A 15974-nucleotide genomic window follows, 5' to 3' on the forward strand; every position below is an offset into this window, starting at 1 on the left:
ATAGAGGACATGCTGACTTGTGAGGGATATCTCACTTTGATGGTTACATTACATTTATCCAGTTTTTGGCAGATTTGTCAGATGGCAGGTTCAGGCGTTGCCCTTTTATCCTGTAGCGAGAAATCGTTATGGGAGATGAGGCTATGGCCCTGATTGTGGAATTTACCTGTGAGCTGCCCAATGGCGTACATGCGCGCCCGGCAAGTCACATAGAAACGCAGTGCAACACCTTTACTTCGCACATTGAGTGGCACAACCTGCGTACCGAACGTAGGGGTAACGCCAAGAGCGCATTGGCACTGATTGGCACCGATACTCTGGCGGGTGATAGCTGCCAGTTGCTGATTTCCGGTGCAGATGAACAGGCAGCCCACCAGCATTTAACCCAATGGTTACGTAATGAATTTCCACACTGCGATGCACCGCTAGCGGAAGCCAAAAGCAACGAGCTGGAGCCACTTCCTGCATCCCTCACCAATCTAAACCCACAGCTTTTTCGCGCTCGCACCGTCTGCAGCGGCAGTGCGGGAGGCGTACTTAGTCTGCTCTCTTCGCTGGATCTCAACGCCCTTAACAATCTCCCATCCGCTAAAGATATTGAAACCGAGCAGGCGGCACTGGATAACGGCTTAACGCTGCTGATGAAGAATATTGCGTTTCGGTTACTCGACAGCGACGGCGCAACCAGTGCGATTCTGGAAGCACACCGCTCGCTGGCAAGCGACCCCTCACTGCGTCAGCGCCTGCTCGCTGGAGTATCTCGCGGGTTAAGCTGCGCCCAGGCGATTGTCGAAAGTGCCGGACATTTTTGTGATGAATTCGCCCGCTCCAGCAGCAGTTATTTACAGGAACGTGCGCTGGATGTGCGCGATGTCTGCTTCCAGCTTCTGCAGCAAATTTATGGAGAGCAGCGTTTCCCTGCGCCGGGAAAACTAACCCAGCCTACGGTCTGTATGGCGGACGAGCTCACACCGAGCCAGTTCCTCGAACTGGACAAAACATTGCTGAAAGGCTTGCTGTTAAAAAGCGGCGGTACCACTTCACACACGGTGATTCTCGCCCGGTCATTCAACATTCCTACGCTGGTTGGCGTGGATATTGAATCCTTGATGCCATGGCTGCAGCAAACGGTTTATATCGATGGTAACGCAGGAGCGGTCATTGTTGCCCCTGATGAATCCGTCGTACGTTACTACCAGCAGGAAGCCCGTATCCAGGATGCCATTCGAGAACAACAACATATCTGGCTGACCCAGGAGGCGCGCACGGGTGATGGCATCCGCATGGAAGTCGCCGCCAACATCGCCCATTCCGTGGAAGCGCAAGCAGCCTTTGGCAACGGTGCGGAAGCGGTTGGCCTGTTCCGCACGGAAATGCTGTATATGGACCGTACCTGCGCCCCGGATGAGAACGAGCTATACAACATTTTCTGCCAGGCGCTGGAGCCCGCGCAGGGACGCAGCATCATTGTGCGCACCATGGATATCGGCGGTGATAAACCCGTTGATTACCTGAATATTCCTGCCGAAGCCAACCCGTTCCTCGGTTATCGCGCGGTGCGTATCTATGAAGAATACGCCGCTTTGTTTACCACACAACTGCGATCGATCCTGCGCGCATCAGCGCACGGTAGCCTGAAAATCATGATCCCAATGATCTCCTCTATGGAAGAGATCCTGTGGGTCAAAGAGAAGCTGGCCGAAGCCAAACAGCAACTGCGTACTGAACACATCCCGTTTGATGAGAAGATCCCGCTCGGTATCATGCTGGAGGTTCCGTCAGTGATGTTCATCATCGATCAATGCTGCGAAGAAATTGATTTCTTTAGTATTGGCAGTAATGACCTGACGCAATACCTGCTGGCGGTCGACCGCGACAACGCCAAAGTTACCCGCCATTACAACAGCCTGAATCCGGCCTTCTTGCGTGCACTGGATTACGCCGTACAGGCGGTACATCGTCAGGGGAAATGGATTGGCCTGTGCGGCGAACTTGGCGCTAAAGGTTCAGTGCTACCGCTGCTTGTGGGACTGGGTCTGGACGAGATCAGCATGAGCGCTCCCTCCATTCCCGCCGCCAAAGCGCGGATGGCGCAACTTGACAGCCGCGCCTGCCGTCAGTTGCTGAATCAAGCAATGGCGTGTCGAACGTCGCTGGAGGTCGAACATCTGCTGGCTCAGTTCCGCATGACTCAACAGGATACCCCTCTGGTTACCGCCGAGTGCATCACGCTGGATAGCGACTGGCGTAGTAAAGAGGAGGTCATCAAAGGGATGACCGACAACCTCCTGCTGGCAGGTCGTTGCCGCTATCCGCGTAAACTGGAAGCCGATCTGTGGGCGCGCGAAGCGGTCTTCTCTACCGGATTAGGTTTTAGCTTCGCCATTCCACACAGCAAATCAGAACATATTGAGCAGTCCACTATTAGCGTAGCGCGCCTGCAAGCGCCGGTACGTTGGGGTGATGATGATGCGCAGTTCATTATTATGCTGACGCTCAACAAACACGCCGCTGGCGACCAGCATATGCGTATTTTCTCGCGTCTGGCACGGCGCATTATGCATGAAGAATTCCGTAACGCGCTGGTTAACGCCGCCTCTGCCGACGCTATCGCCAGCCTGCTGCAACATGAACTTGAACTTTAAAGAGGGTGTTTTTGTATGGAACTTTACCTTGATACCGCCAACGTCGCGGAAGTCGAACGTCTGGCACGCATCTTCCCTATCGCGGGTGTCACCACCAACCCAAGCATTGTGGCAGCAAGCAAAGAATCCATCTGGGATGTGCTGCCGCGCCTGCAAAACGCCATTGGCGAAGAGGGCATTCTGTTTGCCCAAACCATGAGCCGAGACGCACAAGGCATGGTGGAGGAAGCCAAACGTCTGAGCAACGCGGTCCCCGGTCTGGTGGTAAAAATCCCGGTGACATCCGAAGGTCTGGCCGCGATCAAGATGCTGAAAAAAGAGGGTATCACCACGCTGGGAACCGCCGTGTACAGTGCCTCTCAGGGGCTGCTGGCAGCGCTGGCGGGGGCGAAATATATCGCACCTTACGTTAACCGTATTGACGCGCAGGGCGGCGACGGAATTCGCACGGTACAAGAACTGCAAACGTTACTGGAACTGCATGCGCCAAACAGCATGGTACTGGCAGCCAGCTTTAAAACCCCTCGTCAGGCGCTGGATTGCTTACTGGCTGGATGCGAAGCAATCACCCTGCCATTAGACGTAGCGCAACAAATGCTCAATACCCCTGCGGTAGAGTCAGCAATAGAGAAGTTTGAACATGACTGGAACAATACATTTGGTCACATCAACCTGTGAGGGAAATAAAGTATGGATCGCATTATTCAATCACCTGGTAAGTACATCCAGGGTGCCGATGTTATTACCCGTCTTGGCAACTACCTCAAACCACTGGCAGAGCGCTGGCTGGTCGTTGGGGACAAGTTTGTCTTAGGCTTTGCCCAGGGCGCACTGGAAAAAAGCTTCCAGGATGCCGGACTGGCGCTGGAGATTGCACCGTTTGGCGGCGAGTGTTCACAAAACGAAATCGACCGTCTGCGCGGCGTGGCAGAAAAAGCGCAATGTGGCGCAGTACTTGGTATTGGCGGCGGTAAAACGCTGGATACTGCCAAAGCGCTGGCGCACTTTATGGGCGTGCCTGTCGCCATTGCGCCAACCATCGCCTCTACCGATGCACCGTGCAGCGCGCTGTCCGTTATTTACACCGATGCCGGTGAATTCGATCGCTATTTGCTGCTGCCCAATAACCCGGACAGGGTCATTGTTGATACCAAAATTGTCGCAGGCGCACCGGCGCGTCTGTTAGCCGCGGGCATTGGCGATGCGTTGGCGACCTGGTTCGAAGCACGCGCCTGTTCACGCAGCGGCGCAACCACCATGGCGGGCGGTCAGTGCACTCAGGCGGCTCTGGCGCTGGCTGAGCTGTGCTTTAATACGCTGATAGAAGAAGGTGAAAAAGCGATGCTGGCTGCCGAGCAGCACGTGGTAACGCCTGCGCTGGAGCGCGTTATTGAAGCCAACACCTATCTGAGCGGCGTCGGTTTTGAAAGCGGCGGTCTGGCAGCGGCGCACGCCATCCATAACGGCCTGACAGCAATCCCGGATGCGCATCACTATTACCACGGCGAGAAAGTGGCTTTCGGCACGCTGACGCAACTGGTCCTGGAAAACGCGCCGGTCGATGAAATTGAAACCGTTGCGGCGCTGTGTCATTCCGTTGGCCTGCCGATTACCCTGGCGCAACTGGACATCAAACAGGATATTCCGGCGAAAATGCGCATTGTAGCTGAAGCTGCCTGTGCCGAAGGCGAAACCATCCACAACATGCCTGGCGGCGCAACGCCGGACCAGGTGTATGCCGCCCTGCTGGTGGCTGACCAGTACGGTCAACGTTACCTGCAAGAGTGGGAATAACCGGCCAATAAAAATCCCCGCAATTGCGGGGATTTTTTTGTTCATACTATGCCGGACCCGCGCAAGCGACATCCGGCATGGTCTGTTACAGCAGATCGAAACGATCCAGGTTCATCACTTTCACCCATGCGGCAACGAAATCTCTCACGAACTTTTCGTGAGCATCGCTGCAGGCATAAACTTCAGCCACTGCGCGCAGTACAGAGTTAGAACCAAACACCAGATCGGCGCGAGTTGCGGTGTATTTTACCTCGCCGCTCGAACGGTCACGACCTTCAAACAGCTCTTGTGACTCATCAACCGCCTTCCACTCATGACGCATATCCAGCAGATTGACGAAGAAGTCAGTGCTGAGTACGCCAGGGCGATCGGTAAAGACGCCGTGCTGGCTACCATCAAAGTTGGTGCCCAGTACGCGCATACCGCCCACCAGCACGGTCATTTCCGGTGCGGTTAGCGTCAACTGCTGCGCTTTGTCGATCAGCAGCGACTCGGTGGTCGACACGTCAGGACGAGCGCGGTAGTTACGGAAACCATCGGCAATCGGCTCAAGCAGTTCAAACATCTCAATATCCGTTTGATCCTGACGCGCATCCACACGACCCGGCGCAAAAGGTACCTTGATGCTGACGCCCGCAGCGCTAGCCGCCTGCTCGATACCGACAACACCGGCCAGCACGATAATATCGGCCAACGAGGCAGTATGGGCAGACTTATAAATACCTTCCAGCACAGGCAGAACGCGTGCTGCGGTGGCATTCACATCCCAGCCGCGTTGTGGGTCCAGCGCCAGACGCGCACCGTTAGCGCCGCCACGTTTATCCCCGCCACGGAAAGTCGATGCCGAAGCCCACGCTACCGATACCAGTTCGCCCACGGACAGTCCGGAAGCAGCGATGGTCGCCTTCAGCTTCAGGATATCTTCTTCGCTTGGGTTGAAGAACGCATGCGGCAGCGGGTCTTGCCAGATCAGATCTTCTTTTGGCACTTCCGGTCCAATGTAACGCGATTTTGGCCCCATATCGCGGTGCGTCAGTTTAAACCACGCACGGGCAAACGCTTCGTTGAACGCTTGCGGATCGTTCAGGAAACGGCGAGAGATCTTCTCGAACTCAGGATCGAAACGCAGCGTCAGGTCGGTAACCAGCATCGTCGGCTTGCGTTTTTTCGACGGATCAAACGGATCGGGAATAATTTCTGGCGCGTCAACCGCTTCAAACTGAATCGCGCCTGCCGGACTGCGAGTCTGCACCCACTCATATTTGAACAGGTTCTCGAAGAAATAATTGCTCCATTGGGTAGGCGTCTGCGTCCACACCACTTCCAGACCAGAAGTAATTGCATCCGCGCCCGCGCCACTACCGTAGCTGCTGGCCCAACCCAGGCCCTGCGCTTCAATCGGTGCGGATTCTGGATCGGCGCCAACGTGCGATGCCGCTGCTGCGCCGTGGGTTTTGCCCAACGTATGACCGCCGCCAATCAGCGCCACGGTTTCTTCGTCGTTCATCCCCATGTTACCGAAGGTCGCGCGAATAGCCGCTGCCGCAGAAAGCGGTTCGCCGCTATGGTCCGGCCCTTCCGGGTTCACATAAATAAGGCCCATTTCGGTGGCGCCCAGCGGCGCTTTTGCCAGCTCTTCCGGGTGACGGTGAGTCAGCCAGGCTTTTTCATCACCCCAGTTTACGTCGAGATCCGGTTCCCAGACATCTTCACGACCGGCACCAAAGCCAAAGGTACGGAAACCTGAGTTTTCCAGCGCCACGTTACCCGCGAGGATAAACAGGTCGGCCCAGGAAATTTTCTGACCATATTTCTGCTTGATTGGCCACAGCAGACGACGTGCTTTATCAAGGCTGACGTTGTCCGGCCAGGAGTTCAGTGGTGCAAAACGCTGCTGTCCGCGACCCGCTCCACCGCGTCCATCGATAGAGCGATAGGTTCCCGCGCCGTGCCATGCCATGCGGATAAACAATCCGGCATAGGTTCCCCAGTCAGCGGGCCACCACGGTTGAGATTCGGACAGAAGGGCTCTGAGATCCCCTTTCAGGGCAGAATAGTCGAGTTTACTAAACTCTTTGCGGTAGTCGAAGTCCTCACCCAGCGGGTTCGAACGGTTGGAATGTTGGTTTAAAAGATCAACGCGGAGTTGATTTGGCCACCAGTCGCGGTTATTCGTTCCTGCTCCCGCGCTCTGATCGTGACCGCCTTGATGAAAAGGACACTTACCGGCAGTTGATGCGTTTTGGCTATCGTCGGACATGCTCATCTATATGCTCCCTTTACAGTGTTCTGACTACGATATACACCACCAGAGATAAGATATAGTCGAAATAACCCACAGATTCGATAGCTAATTCCTTTTATATTTTAAGTTGCAGAGATGTAGATCAAAATGATCAACAAAAAGCCCTCCGTAGAGGGCTGGGGCATCTGTTTAGTTAGGTCTTACACCCAGTGTGTGACAAATAGCGTAGCTCATCTCGGCACGGTTGAGGGTATAGAAGTGAAAATCCTTCACCCCTTCGCGACTGAGAATTTTTACCATATCCATGGCGATATTCGCGCCCACCAGCTTGCGGGTTTCCGCGTCATCATCAAGACCATCAAACATGGTCGACATCCACGCAGGAATGCGGACGTTGGTCATGTCAGCAAATTTTTTCGCCTGCTTAAAGTTAGATACCGGCAGGATGCCCGGAATAATTTCCACATCGATTCCCGCAGACACACAGCGATCGCGAAAGCGCAGATAGCTTTCTACATCGAAGAAAAACTGGGTGATCGCGCGGTTTGCACCGGCATCAACCTTACGCTTCAGGTTCAGCAAATCCGCCTGAGCGCTTTTCGCTTCCGGGTGCACTTCCGGGTAAGCCGCAACGGAGATATCGAAGTCTGCAACGTCTTTCAGCAGAGTCACCAGGTCGGAAGCATACATATCCGGTTTACCGCTTCCCGGCGGCAGATCACCGCGCAGGGCAACAATATGACGAATACCGTTATGCCAGTAGTCCTGAGCAATGGTACGCAGCTCATCGCGGGTCGCATCAATGCATGTCAGGTGCGGGACCGCTTCAAGACCTGTGCGATCCTTAATGCCTTTAATAATGCTATGCGTACGGTCGCGCTCACCAGAGTTTGCACCGTAAGTCACTGAAACAAACTTCGGCTTCAGGCTGCTCAGGCGATCGATGGAGTTCCACAGGGTTTGCTCCATTTCACTGGTGCGCGGCGGGAAAAACTCAAACGAAACGTTAATCTGACCCTGCACTTCTGCCAGGCTCTGATTCAGGGCTTCCCGCTGGTTGGCGTGAAAAAAGCTCATACCTTACCTCATCAATCTTTTGTCGTTATATGTTGTGTTGTGAACTGCTATACGTTTAGACGTCTAGATGTAAAAATGACGGAAAAGCATGCTGGCGTCAACACAAAAATCATCGTTAAAGGTGAGGAATACTCAGCCAACGTGAAAAAAATTCACATCAGCTTGAAATGGTGAGAGATTGCGTCACGACCGTCTGTAGCCACTCTACTTTTGTTACGTTCTCAGGCAGTGTCGCTAACCCCATGCTAAGACGCAATTCTGTATCAGTAAGCGGAAGGAAGATCACGCCCTGACGCTGGATAGCGGAAAAGGAGGCCGGAACCAGGCTCAGACCGTCACCCTGAGCGATCCGTGCCAGCAACACGTCATGTTCCATCGGCTCCTCAATAAGGGCAGGAGAGTAACCGGCACGACGAAAAATGTGTCGAGTGTAATCAAAAAAAGCAGGGTTACGTTCACGTTTGAACCAGAACAGCGGTCGGTGGTTCAGCGACGTTAACGAGAGCGCAGGCAGAGCCGCCTCTGGCCAGAGCGCGGGTAAGGCGGCAATCATCGATTCTTGCCAGCCGAGCGGCGTGACGCTAAGACCCAAATTCTCAAGCGGTAGCGCCACCAGCGCTGCATCCAGTTTTCCTCGACGCACCTGACGCGCCAGTTCAGGCGAACCATGACGGACAATATGTAGCTTCTGTACACGCGTAGCAAGCTGCGACTCAAGCGCCGCAAAAACGCCCTGCTCAAACGCTGTACTTAGCCCTAAGCGCAGAGATTGCTCTCCCGTTTTCGCTATCTGACTCAACGCCGCCCAGGTTTTATCCTGTAGCGCCAATAGCGGGCGCACGATTTCAAGTACGCGTTGGCCGTCCTCCGTCAGCGTAAGTCCACGGGTATGACGGACAAAAAGCGTCACCGCCAGGCGCTCTTCAAGCTGGCGAATGTGGCGACTCAGCGGCGGCTGCGACATAAATAAACGCAGCGCCGCTCGACTCATGTTGTTCTCTTCCGCCACCACGGAAAAATAGCGTAGGAGGCGGATATCCAGAGAATGCAAAGGCGAAGTTGTCATACCGAAAAGGTATCACGGAAACGGTATTACCCCAATCATTCCGCACGCTCTATCCTCATGCCATACACTAACTCACGAGGTGATTATCATGGATTCAGAACGCTATTTAACCGGTCAGAGAATGCTGCAACAGGTTGATGGAAAAGGGGGAGATGCGGTCGTCGATAGCCTGAAGGATATCGCGCCGGACTTCGCCCAATACCTGATTGAATTTCCTTTTGGCGACATCTATTCAAGGCCGGGGCTGGATTTACGCAGTAGAGAAATTGCCACCGTAGCGGCGCTCACCGCCATGGGTAACGCCGCACCACAGCTTAAGGTACACATCGCCGCCGCGCTGCACGTTGGCTTAACGCAGGAAGAGATTATTGAAGTGATGATGCAGATGGCAGTTTATGCGGGATTCCCGGCAGCACTAAACGGCCTGTTCGCCGCAAAAGAGGTGTTTGCGGCGAACAGTAAGCGCTAACTACAGCAGTTGCGCCAGGCGGTTGATATCAGACTGAATCGCCCCAGCGGTCACATCGCGGCCCGCCCCCGGTCCGCGAATGACCAGCGGGTTATCACGATACCAACGGCTTTCAATGGCGAAGACGTTATCGCACGGCAGTAGTGCCGCCAGCGGGTGCTCAGGGCGTACCGCTTCAACGCCAACGCGTGCCTTACCGTTAGCGTCAAAACGCGCCACATAGCGTAGCACCAGTCCCATTTCACGTGCCGCTTCCAGGCGTTGCACCATCTGCTCGTTCAGCTCATCGCCATTTTCAAAGAAATGGTCAATAGAACCTGCTTCACAGTGCGCAGGCACCAGCGACTCTACGCGCACCTGGTCCGGTTCGATGTCGTAACCCGCTTCACGCGCCAGAATCACCAGCTTGCGCATCACATCTTTGCCGGAAAGATCCACGCGCGGATCAGGTTCAGTCAGACCCTGCTGCCACGCCTGATCCACCAGATCGGTGAACGGGACCGTGCCATCAAATTGCAGGAACAACCACGACAACGTGCCGGAGAAGATCCCGCTGATCGACAGAATAGTATCTCCGCTATCAATCAGATCGCGCACGGTATGGTTGATCGGCAAACCTGCGCCGACGGTGGCGTTATACAGCCAGTGGCGACCGGTTTTTTCAAAGGCGTCATGAATCTGGCGGTAATTATTACTGCTGCTCGCCCCCGCCAGCTTGTTGGCGCTGATAACGTGGAAGCCATGACTGGCGAAATCCAGATACTGCTCCGCCAACTGCTCGCTGGCAGTGACGTCCAGCACCACTAAATCATCATACGGGTGGGCGCGCATCCACAGGAACAATGACTCTTCATCCTGTTCTAGCGCCTCGTCATCGAAGAAGGCCAACGCGCGGCTGGCATCCAGCCCTTCGTAATTCAGCAGACTACGGCGACTATCAACCACTCCTGCCAGCACGAACTCTAATCCGGTACGCGCCGAGAGCGTGCTCTGCTCGCGGGCAAACAGCTCCAGCCAGCGCGACCCAATGTTGCCTTTGCCGAACAGCACCAGACCAATGCGTTTTTCCGCGCGGAAGATTGACTGGTGCAGACCCTGAATCAGGCTCTCCGTTGGCCCGGTACGCAAGACGGCGACCAGGCTAATGCCCTCTTCCGACTGCCAGGTGAATTCGACCGGCTGACCTTTCAGCTGTTGCCAAAAGCGATGGCAGTGCAGCGGGTTACGGGTGACGCCCGCCCCAACCATCGCCACCAGCGCCAGCCCCTGGCGCAGACGCAGTTCGCCCGGCAGGCCAGCTTCATCCAGAATTTTCAGTGCGCCATCAGCGACTTCGGAGGTATAGCAAAATTGCAGCAACTGGCGGTCAGGATGCACACCCACTGCCAGCGGACGCACCTGGTTGCGTTTTAAAATCTGATCAATCTCTTTATAGGCCAGTTTAAAGTCCTGGCCAGTGGGAACCTGAAACTCAATCAGGCAAACGTCGTCATGGCTGGTCACAATACGTGCCCCGGTACCGGAAGCCAGCACGCGTTCAATACGCGTCGATCCCTGCTCCGGCGTATAGCTACAACGCAACTGGAGATCGATATCGCTGCCGGAAACCGGCTGGAGGGTGCGGGCATGAAGAACCGGAGCCGCCAGACGCGCCAGCTCGCTGGCTTCATCCAGACGCAGCAGCGGCAGCAGACAGGCATCTTTTACTTTACGCGGATCCGCGCTGTAAACCCCGGCCACATCGCTCCAGATGGTTACGCGGGAAACCCCCGCCAACGCGCCAACCTGCGTCGCCGAGTAGTCGGAGCCGTTACGCCCCAGCAGTACCGTCTCACCGGCGTTGCTACGGCTAATGAAACCGGTAACGACCAGGCGTTTGCCCGGATGCTGCGCCAGCAGTTGCTGCAGCAATGGGTAAGAAAGACCTTCATCCACCTGCGGCTGAGCGCCGCGCTCGGCACGTAAAAAATCGCGCGCATCCAGCCAGGCTGACTCCAGCCCCTGTTGGTTAAGGACGGCAGACATCAAACGCGCCGACCACACCTCGCCATGCCCGACGACTTCAGCATAGACGGCATCATTCACGCCGCTGTCGAGTAACCCGGCCAGACGCTCCAGATCGTGAATAAACGCGCCGATCAGCCCATCCGCCACCTCAGGAGGTAACAAACCGCTGATAAGCTCACTCTGATAGCGACGTAACGCCTGTTGAACCTGATGCGCAGAAAGACGATCGGTCTGGCTTAATTTTAGCCAGCTAATCAACTGGTTAGTGGTACTGCCTGCGGCTGAAACAACCATCATGTCATCAGGCTGCGAGTACTCCGCCATAATGCCTGCGACACGCAGATAACATTTCACATCAGCCAGACTACTACCACCAAATTTGTGCAGTTGACGACCCTTCGTCCCTGCCTGCGCAATCACACTCATGTTTACCCCTTGTTTGCAGCCCGGAAGCCATTTTCCAGGTCGGCAATTAAATCTTCGCCATCTTCAATACCGGTGGAGATACGCAACAGCGTTTCCGAAATTCCGGCAGCAGCGCGCGCTTCTGGCGCCATTCCCGCGTGTGTCATGGTTGCGGCATGGGAGATCAGACTTTCAACGCCCCCTAACGATTCCGCCAGCGTAAACAATGACAACCCGCCGAGGAAGCGACGCAGCGTTTGCTCATCGCCACCCAGCTCAAAACTCAACATCGCGCCAAACCCTTTTTGCTGACGCGCGGCAATCTCATGGCCCTGATTATCCGGCAATGACGGGTGATACAATTTTTTCACCAGCGGCTGAGTTTGCAGATAATCCACAATCGCCTGAGCATTACGTTGCGCCACCTCCATACGAGGTGACAGAGTACGCAGGCCGCGCAACAGCAGATAACTATCAAACGCGCCGCCGGTCACACCAATATTATTCGCCCACCATGCCAGTTCAGTGACCATTTCCGGATCTTTTGCTATCACCACACCAGCCACTACGTCGGAGTGACCGTTTAAATATTTCGTGCATGAATGCAACACCAGATCGGCGCCTAATGCCAGTGGATTTTGCAGTGCCGGGCTTAAAAAAGTGTTGTCCACCACGCTGACCGCTCCAGCTTCGCGCGCCAGCTGGCAGATTTTCGCGATATCCACCACGCGCAGCAGAGGGTTGCTTGGGCTTTCTACCAGCACCAGCTTCGGTTTTTCCGCCAGTGCCGCCTGCAACGCCTGCTCATCTCCTTGATCGACAAACAGTACGCGATAACAGCCACGCTTTGCCAGGCTGTCAAACAGACGATAACTCCCGCCGTAGCAGTCGTGCGGTGCGACCAGCAGATCGCCAGGCTTGAGGAATACCGTGGTCACCAGATGAATCGCCGACATGCCGGTATTGGTCAGTACTGCCCCCGCCCCACCTTCCAGTTCCGCCAGCGCACGCTGAACGACATCACGCGTTGGGTTACCGCGACGCGAATAGTCATGGGCGCGAGGCTCATTAAAACCGGTAAAGTTATAGGTGCTGGAGAGGTGGATCGGCGGGACAACGCAACCGTACTGTTCGTCGTCATTTAACCCGCTACGCACTGCGATGGTGGCCTGTTTACGCGTCATATTGAGGAGATCCTGGCTGAGTCGGTGAAAAGTCAGACACCAGAGTAATCATAGTTACGATAGCCGTCAATACATCTGGACATCTAAACTTCTTTGCGTATAGATTGAGCAAACCGGAAATAGCCGTTAAAATTATATGCATTAGCGTACATCTGCGTCGGCTTACTTCGTGTCAGGGCCACGCCACTACGATAAACTACGCGCAATTATGGTCCGGGCTCAGGTTCTGGCCTCAATATTAATGACAAAGAGGATTAGGTATCTCATGGCTGAATGGAGCGGCGAATATATCAGCCCATACGCTGAGCACGGTAAGAAGAGTGAGCAAGTCAAAAAAATTACGGTTTCCATTCCTCTGAAGGTGTTAAAAATCCTTACCGATGAACGCACGCGTCGTCAGGTTAACAACCTGCGTCACGCCACCAACAGCGAACTGCTGTGTGAAGCGTTTCTGCATGCTTTTACCGGGCAACCATTACCCAACGATGACGACCTGCGTAAAGAGCGCAGCGATGAAATCCCGGAAGAAGCAAAGGTAATCATGCGTGAACTGGGTATCAACCCGGAAACGTGGGAATACTGATTTTTCAAGACAGATGAGAAAAGGCGGGATTACTCCCGCCGCTTCTCACTACGTTACTTACTGATACCATTAAGCTTATTCAATGTTTCTTCCATTTTGAGCGTCTCTTTACGGTTCAATGGATAGAAATAAATCAGAATGACTGCTGCCAAAAACAGGCATAAAGCCGGTAACAGATTTGCCATCGTATAGATGTTTTCCTGCACAATGCTGGTTTGCACAGCGCCACCCGTTGACGAAGATTGATAACCAATGATGGCCAGCATAAAGCCGCCAATAGCCCCTGCGCACGCCTGGCCAACCTTGCGGGCGAAGAAGTTCACGCCATAGACGGTCCCATCTTCACGATCGCCGGTGACATACTGGTGATAATCACACACATCGGTCATAAACGCCCAAATCATCAGGTTGAATAACCCGGCTCCCAGCGTTGCCAGGAACAGGAAAACCAAATAAACCTTCGCGTCGGTAATGTGAGTGAAGTACATAATCACATACATGGCTACCGCAAAGAGCAGCGCGCCTACACTGGCTTCTTTCTTACCAAAGCGCTTCGTGAGCCAGGATGCCGAGGGGGCCAGCAAAACCAGAGAGCCAAAGGTGAAGAGCAATGCAACGGACATGGCCTCTTTGTTATGGAAATAGTCATTAAACAGGTAAGTCATGTTGGTACCAGACAACCCCTGATTAATCACAATCAGCAGATCCACAACCACTAAAACAATTAGCGCTTTATTGCGTATCAGCCCCTTCAGCAGCACAGAAACCGGCATGCTCTCTTTTCTTTCCACCCGCACGCGTTCCGTCGTTAACTGACAGGTCAACGTTAAAAAGATAAACCCCAGCACAGAACAACCAATGGCAATCCAGAAGAAATGCTGCCCAGAGATCACCTGGCTCCCGTCCACCAGAGTGGTGTACATCAGGATCGGAATAAAAAAGCCGGTTGTCCCGCCGCCGATGGCGGACCCAACGCTGCGCCAGGTTGACAGCGATACGCGATCTTCCGGATTCGAGCTAATCGCCGCAGACATGGCGCCATACGGAATACTCACTGTCGATAACAGCGAACCGTAAATAAAATAGGAACAGCAGATGTAGATAATTTTCGCCGTATAAGAAAAATCATGCACAAACGGCAGGAACAGAACGACCGCAATGATGCAAAATGGGTACTTCATGCGGCGCACCCAGGGGTTAAATCGCCCATGTACCGTCAGTTTAGAGGTATCACATAAGCGCCCTACGCCAACGTCGACAAACGCATCAAAGAGTTTGGTCACAAAATAGAGTGAACCAACAATAACACCGGAAATACCGAGTACGTTGGTGTAATAAATCATTAAAAAACTATTTACCAGTCCAAGAATAAAACAGGTTCCGAGGTCACCACATAAATAACCGAATTTATCTCTTAATCCGAAAGGCCTGACAGCAATATTTTGATTGCTTCCGATCATTGTTCCATCATTAGACATGATGTTAACTCCTTAGACACATTATTCACGCAAACTATGCGTATACCGATGCTCAGCGTAATAAATCGATACGAAGTGTATTAACGGTCAGAAGTTATAACCGAGACCAACGCGATAGCGGGTCTGACGATCGTCTGTGGTTGTGGTGTTATACCCCGAGGAAACGTTACCTACCTCAACAAATGGAACCCATGAACCTATTTTATACGCCACACGGAAGTTATATTCGTAATCGTCTTTTCGGTTGTTATATAAATCTTCGCTATCGGCAATTTTATAAATACCGTTCAGCTCAAACATCCAGTCATTGATGTTGTAACCGAGCCATGCTTCCGGACGATAGACCATGCGGTCATCCTTGCCGTCAGTGTTTCTGCGCATGTACTCCTGACGATAGCGGAACGCAGTCCACCAATGGTCATTGATGTTATACTGCACGCGAATATAAGGCTTATAAATCGCGATGTTATCGCCCGTTTCGATCGCAATACCCGGCTGCCAGATAAGGTCCTTCCAGGTGAACTGGTAGCTTGCCGTATACTCGTTGCCATTACTTTCCATATTATTCCACGCATCATTAGATTGCGTATTTTCGGAACGTGAAATGGCCTCGACTGCCACACCAAAACCCGTAGCAAAACGATGCGACATATAAACACGGTCGTAATTACGACCATCATCATAATATTCATGTCGATAATCAACATAACCCGCTTGCGCGGCCGCAGAGAATAATGAAATCAGTAATAACGCGGATTTAAATTTCATGACCATCCCTCTTCACACTAAATCTAGGAAATTGCCCATCTCGCTCCGTCCATAAATGAGGAAACGATGAAGGAATAAGAATAATTTTATATTTCCACGAAAGTGTATTTTAGAAAGAAGGAAGAAACCTTTGGTATTTTGCCAAAGATTGGCATAAGTGGCAAAAACAAGAAGATAAAAAGGACGCAGATCACCAGTTGAAACATTTTATCGTAAAAATAAAAACACTGTTTTATTTATTAAATAAAAGACA

12 protein-coding genes are annotated in these 15974 nt (G+C 53.3%); 5 read left to right on the plus strand and 7 right to left on the minus strand.

Translation table 11 applies throughout. The features are described 5' to 3' along the window. Positions 1-143 precede the first annotated feature (143 nt). The 3 genes from ptsP to HVZ52_RS21715 are packed head-to-tail and all read left to right on the plus strand — an operon-like array spanning position 144 to position 4439. The gene (gene ptsP / locus HVZ52_RS21705) at positions 144-2645 is read left to right on the plus strand and encodes a phosphoenolpyruvate--protein phosphotransferase (protein WP_181599312.1); all 2502 of its coding nucleotides are present in this window, start codon (positions 144-146) and stop codon (positions 2643-2645) included. Positions 2646-2660: 15 nt separating this feature from the next. Further along, complete coding sequence (gene fsa, locus HVZ52_RS21710; protein WP_016155276.1) at positions 2661-3323, plus strand: fructose-6-phosphate aldolase; 663 nt, start codon at positions 2661-2663, stop codon at positions 3321-3323. A 12-nt stretch (positions 3324-3335) separates the two neighbouring features. Further along, positions 3336-4439: a glycerol dehydrogenase gene (locus HVZ52_RS21715; protein ID WP_016155275.1), complete on the plus strand. Its 1104-nt coding sequence runs from the start codon at positions 3336-3338 to the stop codon at positions 4437-4439. An 85-nt stretch (positions 4440-4524) separates the two neighbouring features. Here HVZ52_RS21715 and katG read toward each other — a convergent pair whose 3' ends face one another. The 3 genes from katG to HVZ52_RS21730 all read right to left on the minus strand — a co-directional run bounded on the left by katG (position 4525) and on the right by HVZ52_RS21730 (position 8827). Beyond that, the gene (gene katG / locus HVZ52_RS21720) at positions 4525-6705 is read right to left on the minus strand and encodes a catalase/peroxidase HPI (protein ID WP_016155274.1); all 2181 of its coding nucleotides are present in this window, start codon (positions 6703-6705) and stop codon (positions 4525-4527) included. Between the two features lie 168 nt (positions 6706-6873). Further along, entirely contained in the window at positions 6874-7761 is an 888-nt protein-coding gene (gene metF, locus HVZ52_RS21725; protein WP_016155273.1) for a methylenetetrahydrofolate reductase, read from the minus strand. 157 nt (positions 7762-7918) lie between these two features. Beyond that, positions 7919-8827, minus strand: a complete 909-nt coding sequence (locus HVZ52_RS21730; protein WP_181598685.1) for a LysR family transcriptional regulator — start codon at positions 8825-8827, stop codon at positions 7919-7921. A gap of 88 nt (positions 8828-8915) precedes the next feature. On the opposite strand from HVZ52_RS21730, the gene HVZ52_RS21735 reads away from it, so the two are divergent. After that, on the plus strand, positions 8916-9296 hold the full coding sequence (locus HVZ52_RS21735) for a carboxymuconolactone decarboxylase family protein (protein WP_181221065.1): 381 nt from the start codon (positions 8916-8918) through the stop codon (positions 9294-9296). Here HVZ52_RS21735 and metL read toward each other — a convergent pair whose 3' ends face one another. Both metL and metB read right to left on the minus strand, forming a co-directional pair. Beyond that, on the minus strand, positions 9297-11729 hold the full coding sequence (gene metL, locus HVZ52_RS21740) for a bifunctional aspartate kinase/homoserine dehydrogenase II (RefSeq protein ID WP_181598686.1): 2433 nt from the start codon (positions 11727-11729) through the stop codon (positions 9297-9299). Between the two features lie 2 nt (positions 11730-11731). Continuing rightward, a complete protein-coding gene (metB, locus tag HVZ52_RS21745; RefSeq protein ID WP_046276403.1) occupies positions 11732-12892 on the minus strand; it encodes a cystathionine gamma-synthase in 1161 nt (386 codons plus the stop codon). A gap of 265 nt (positions 12893-13157) precedes the next feature. On the opposite strand from metB, the gene metJ reads away from it, so the two are divergent. Then, positions 13158-13475: a met regulon transcriptional regulator MetJ gene (gene metJ, locus HVZ52_RS21750; protein WP_003825168.1), complete on the plus strand. Its 318-nt coding sequence runs from the start codon at positions 13158-13160 to the stop codon at positions 13473-13475. A 53-nt stretch (positions 13476-13528) separates the two neighbouring features. Here the strand turns inward: metJ and HVZ52_RS21755 are convergent, their stop codons facing one another. Next, positions 13529-14953: a glycoside-pentoside-hexuronide (GPH):cation symporter gene (locus HVZ52_RS21755; RefSeq protein ID WP_053388904.1), complete on the minus strand. Its 1425-nt coding sequence runs from the start codon at positions 14951-14953 to the stop codon at positions 13529-13531. 87 nt (positions 14954-15040) lie between these two features. Next, a complete protein-coding gene (locus HVZ52_RS21760; protein WP_115191123.1) occupies positions 15041-15721 on the minus strand; it encodes an oligogalacturonate-specific porin KdgM family protein in 681 nt (226 codons plus the stop codon). Positions 15722-15974 lie beyond the last annotated feature (253 nt).

It is taken from the genome of Citrobacter sp. RHB36-C18 (genome assembly GCF_013814485.1).
Lineage (GTDB): Bacteria > Pseudomonadota > Gammaproteobacteria > Enterobacterales > Enterobacteriaceae > Citrobacter > Citrobacter braakii.

What these genes read in the sequence shown, in the direction of transcription:
- ptsP (WP_181599312.1), top strand. Translation starts at nt 144, where the DNA reads ATGGCCCTGATTGTGGAATTTACCTGTGAGCTGCCCAATGGCGTACAT.
- fsa (WP_016155276.1), top strand. Translation starts at nt 2,661, where the DNA reads ATGGAACTTTACCTTGATACCGCCAACGTCGCGGAAGTCGAACGTCTG.
- HVZ52_RS21715 (WP_016155275.1), top strand. Translation starts at nt 3,336, where the DNA reads ATGGATCGCATTATTCAATCACCTGGTAAGTACATCCAGGGTGCCGAT.
- katG (WP_016155274.1), bottom strand. Translation starts at nt 6,705, where the DNA reads ATGAGCATGTCCGACGATAGCCAAAACGCATCAACTGCCGGTAAGTGT.
- metF (WP_016155273.1), bottom strand. Translation starts at nt 7,761, where the DNA reads ATGAGCTTTTTTCACGCCAACCAGCGGGAAGCCCTGAATCAGAGCCTG.
- HVZ52_RS21730 (WP_181598685.1), bottom strand. Translation starts at nt 8,827, where the DNA reads ATGACAACTTCGCCTTTGCATTCTCTGGATATCCGCCTCCTACGCTAT.
- HVZ52_RS21735 (WP_181221065.1), top strand. Translation starts at nt 8,916, where the DNA reads ATGGATTCAGAACGCTATTTAACCGGTCAGAGAATGCTGCAACAGGTT.
- metL (WP_181598686.1), bottom strand. Translation starts at nt 11,729, where the DNA reads ATGAGTGTGATTGCGCAGGCAGGGACGAAGGGTCGTCAACTGCACAAA.
- metB (WP_046276403.1), bottom strand. Translation starts at nt 12,892, where the DNA reads ATGACGCGTAAACAGGCCACCATCGCAGTGCGTAGCGGGTTAAATGAC.
- metJ (WP_003825168.1), top strand. Translation starts at nt 13,158, where the DNA reads ATGGCTGAATGGAGCGGCGAATATATCAGCCCATACGCTGAGCACGGT.
- HVZ52_RS21755 (WP_053388904.1), bottom strand. Translation starts at nt 14,953, where the DNA reads ATGTCTAATGATGGAACAATGATCGGAAGCAATCAAAATATTGCTGTC.
- HVZ52_RS21760 (WP_115191123.1), bottom strand. Translation starts at nt 15,721, where the DNA reads ATGAAATTTAAATCCGCGTTATTACTGATTTCATTATTCTCTGCGGCC.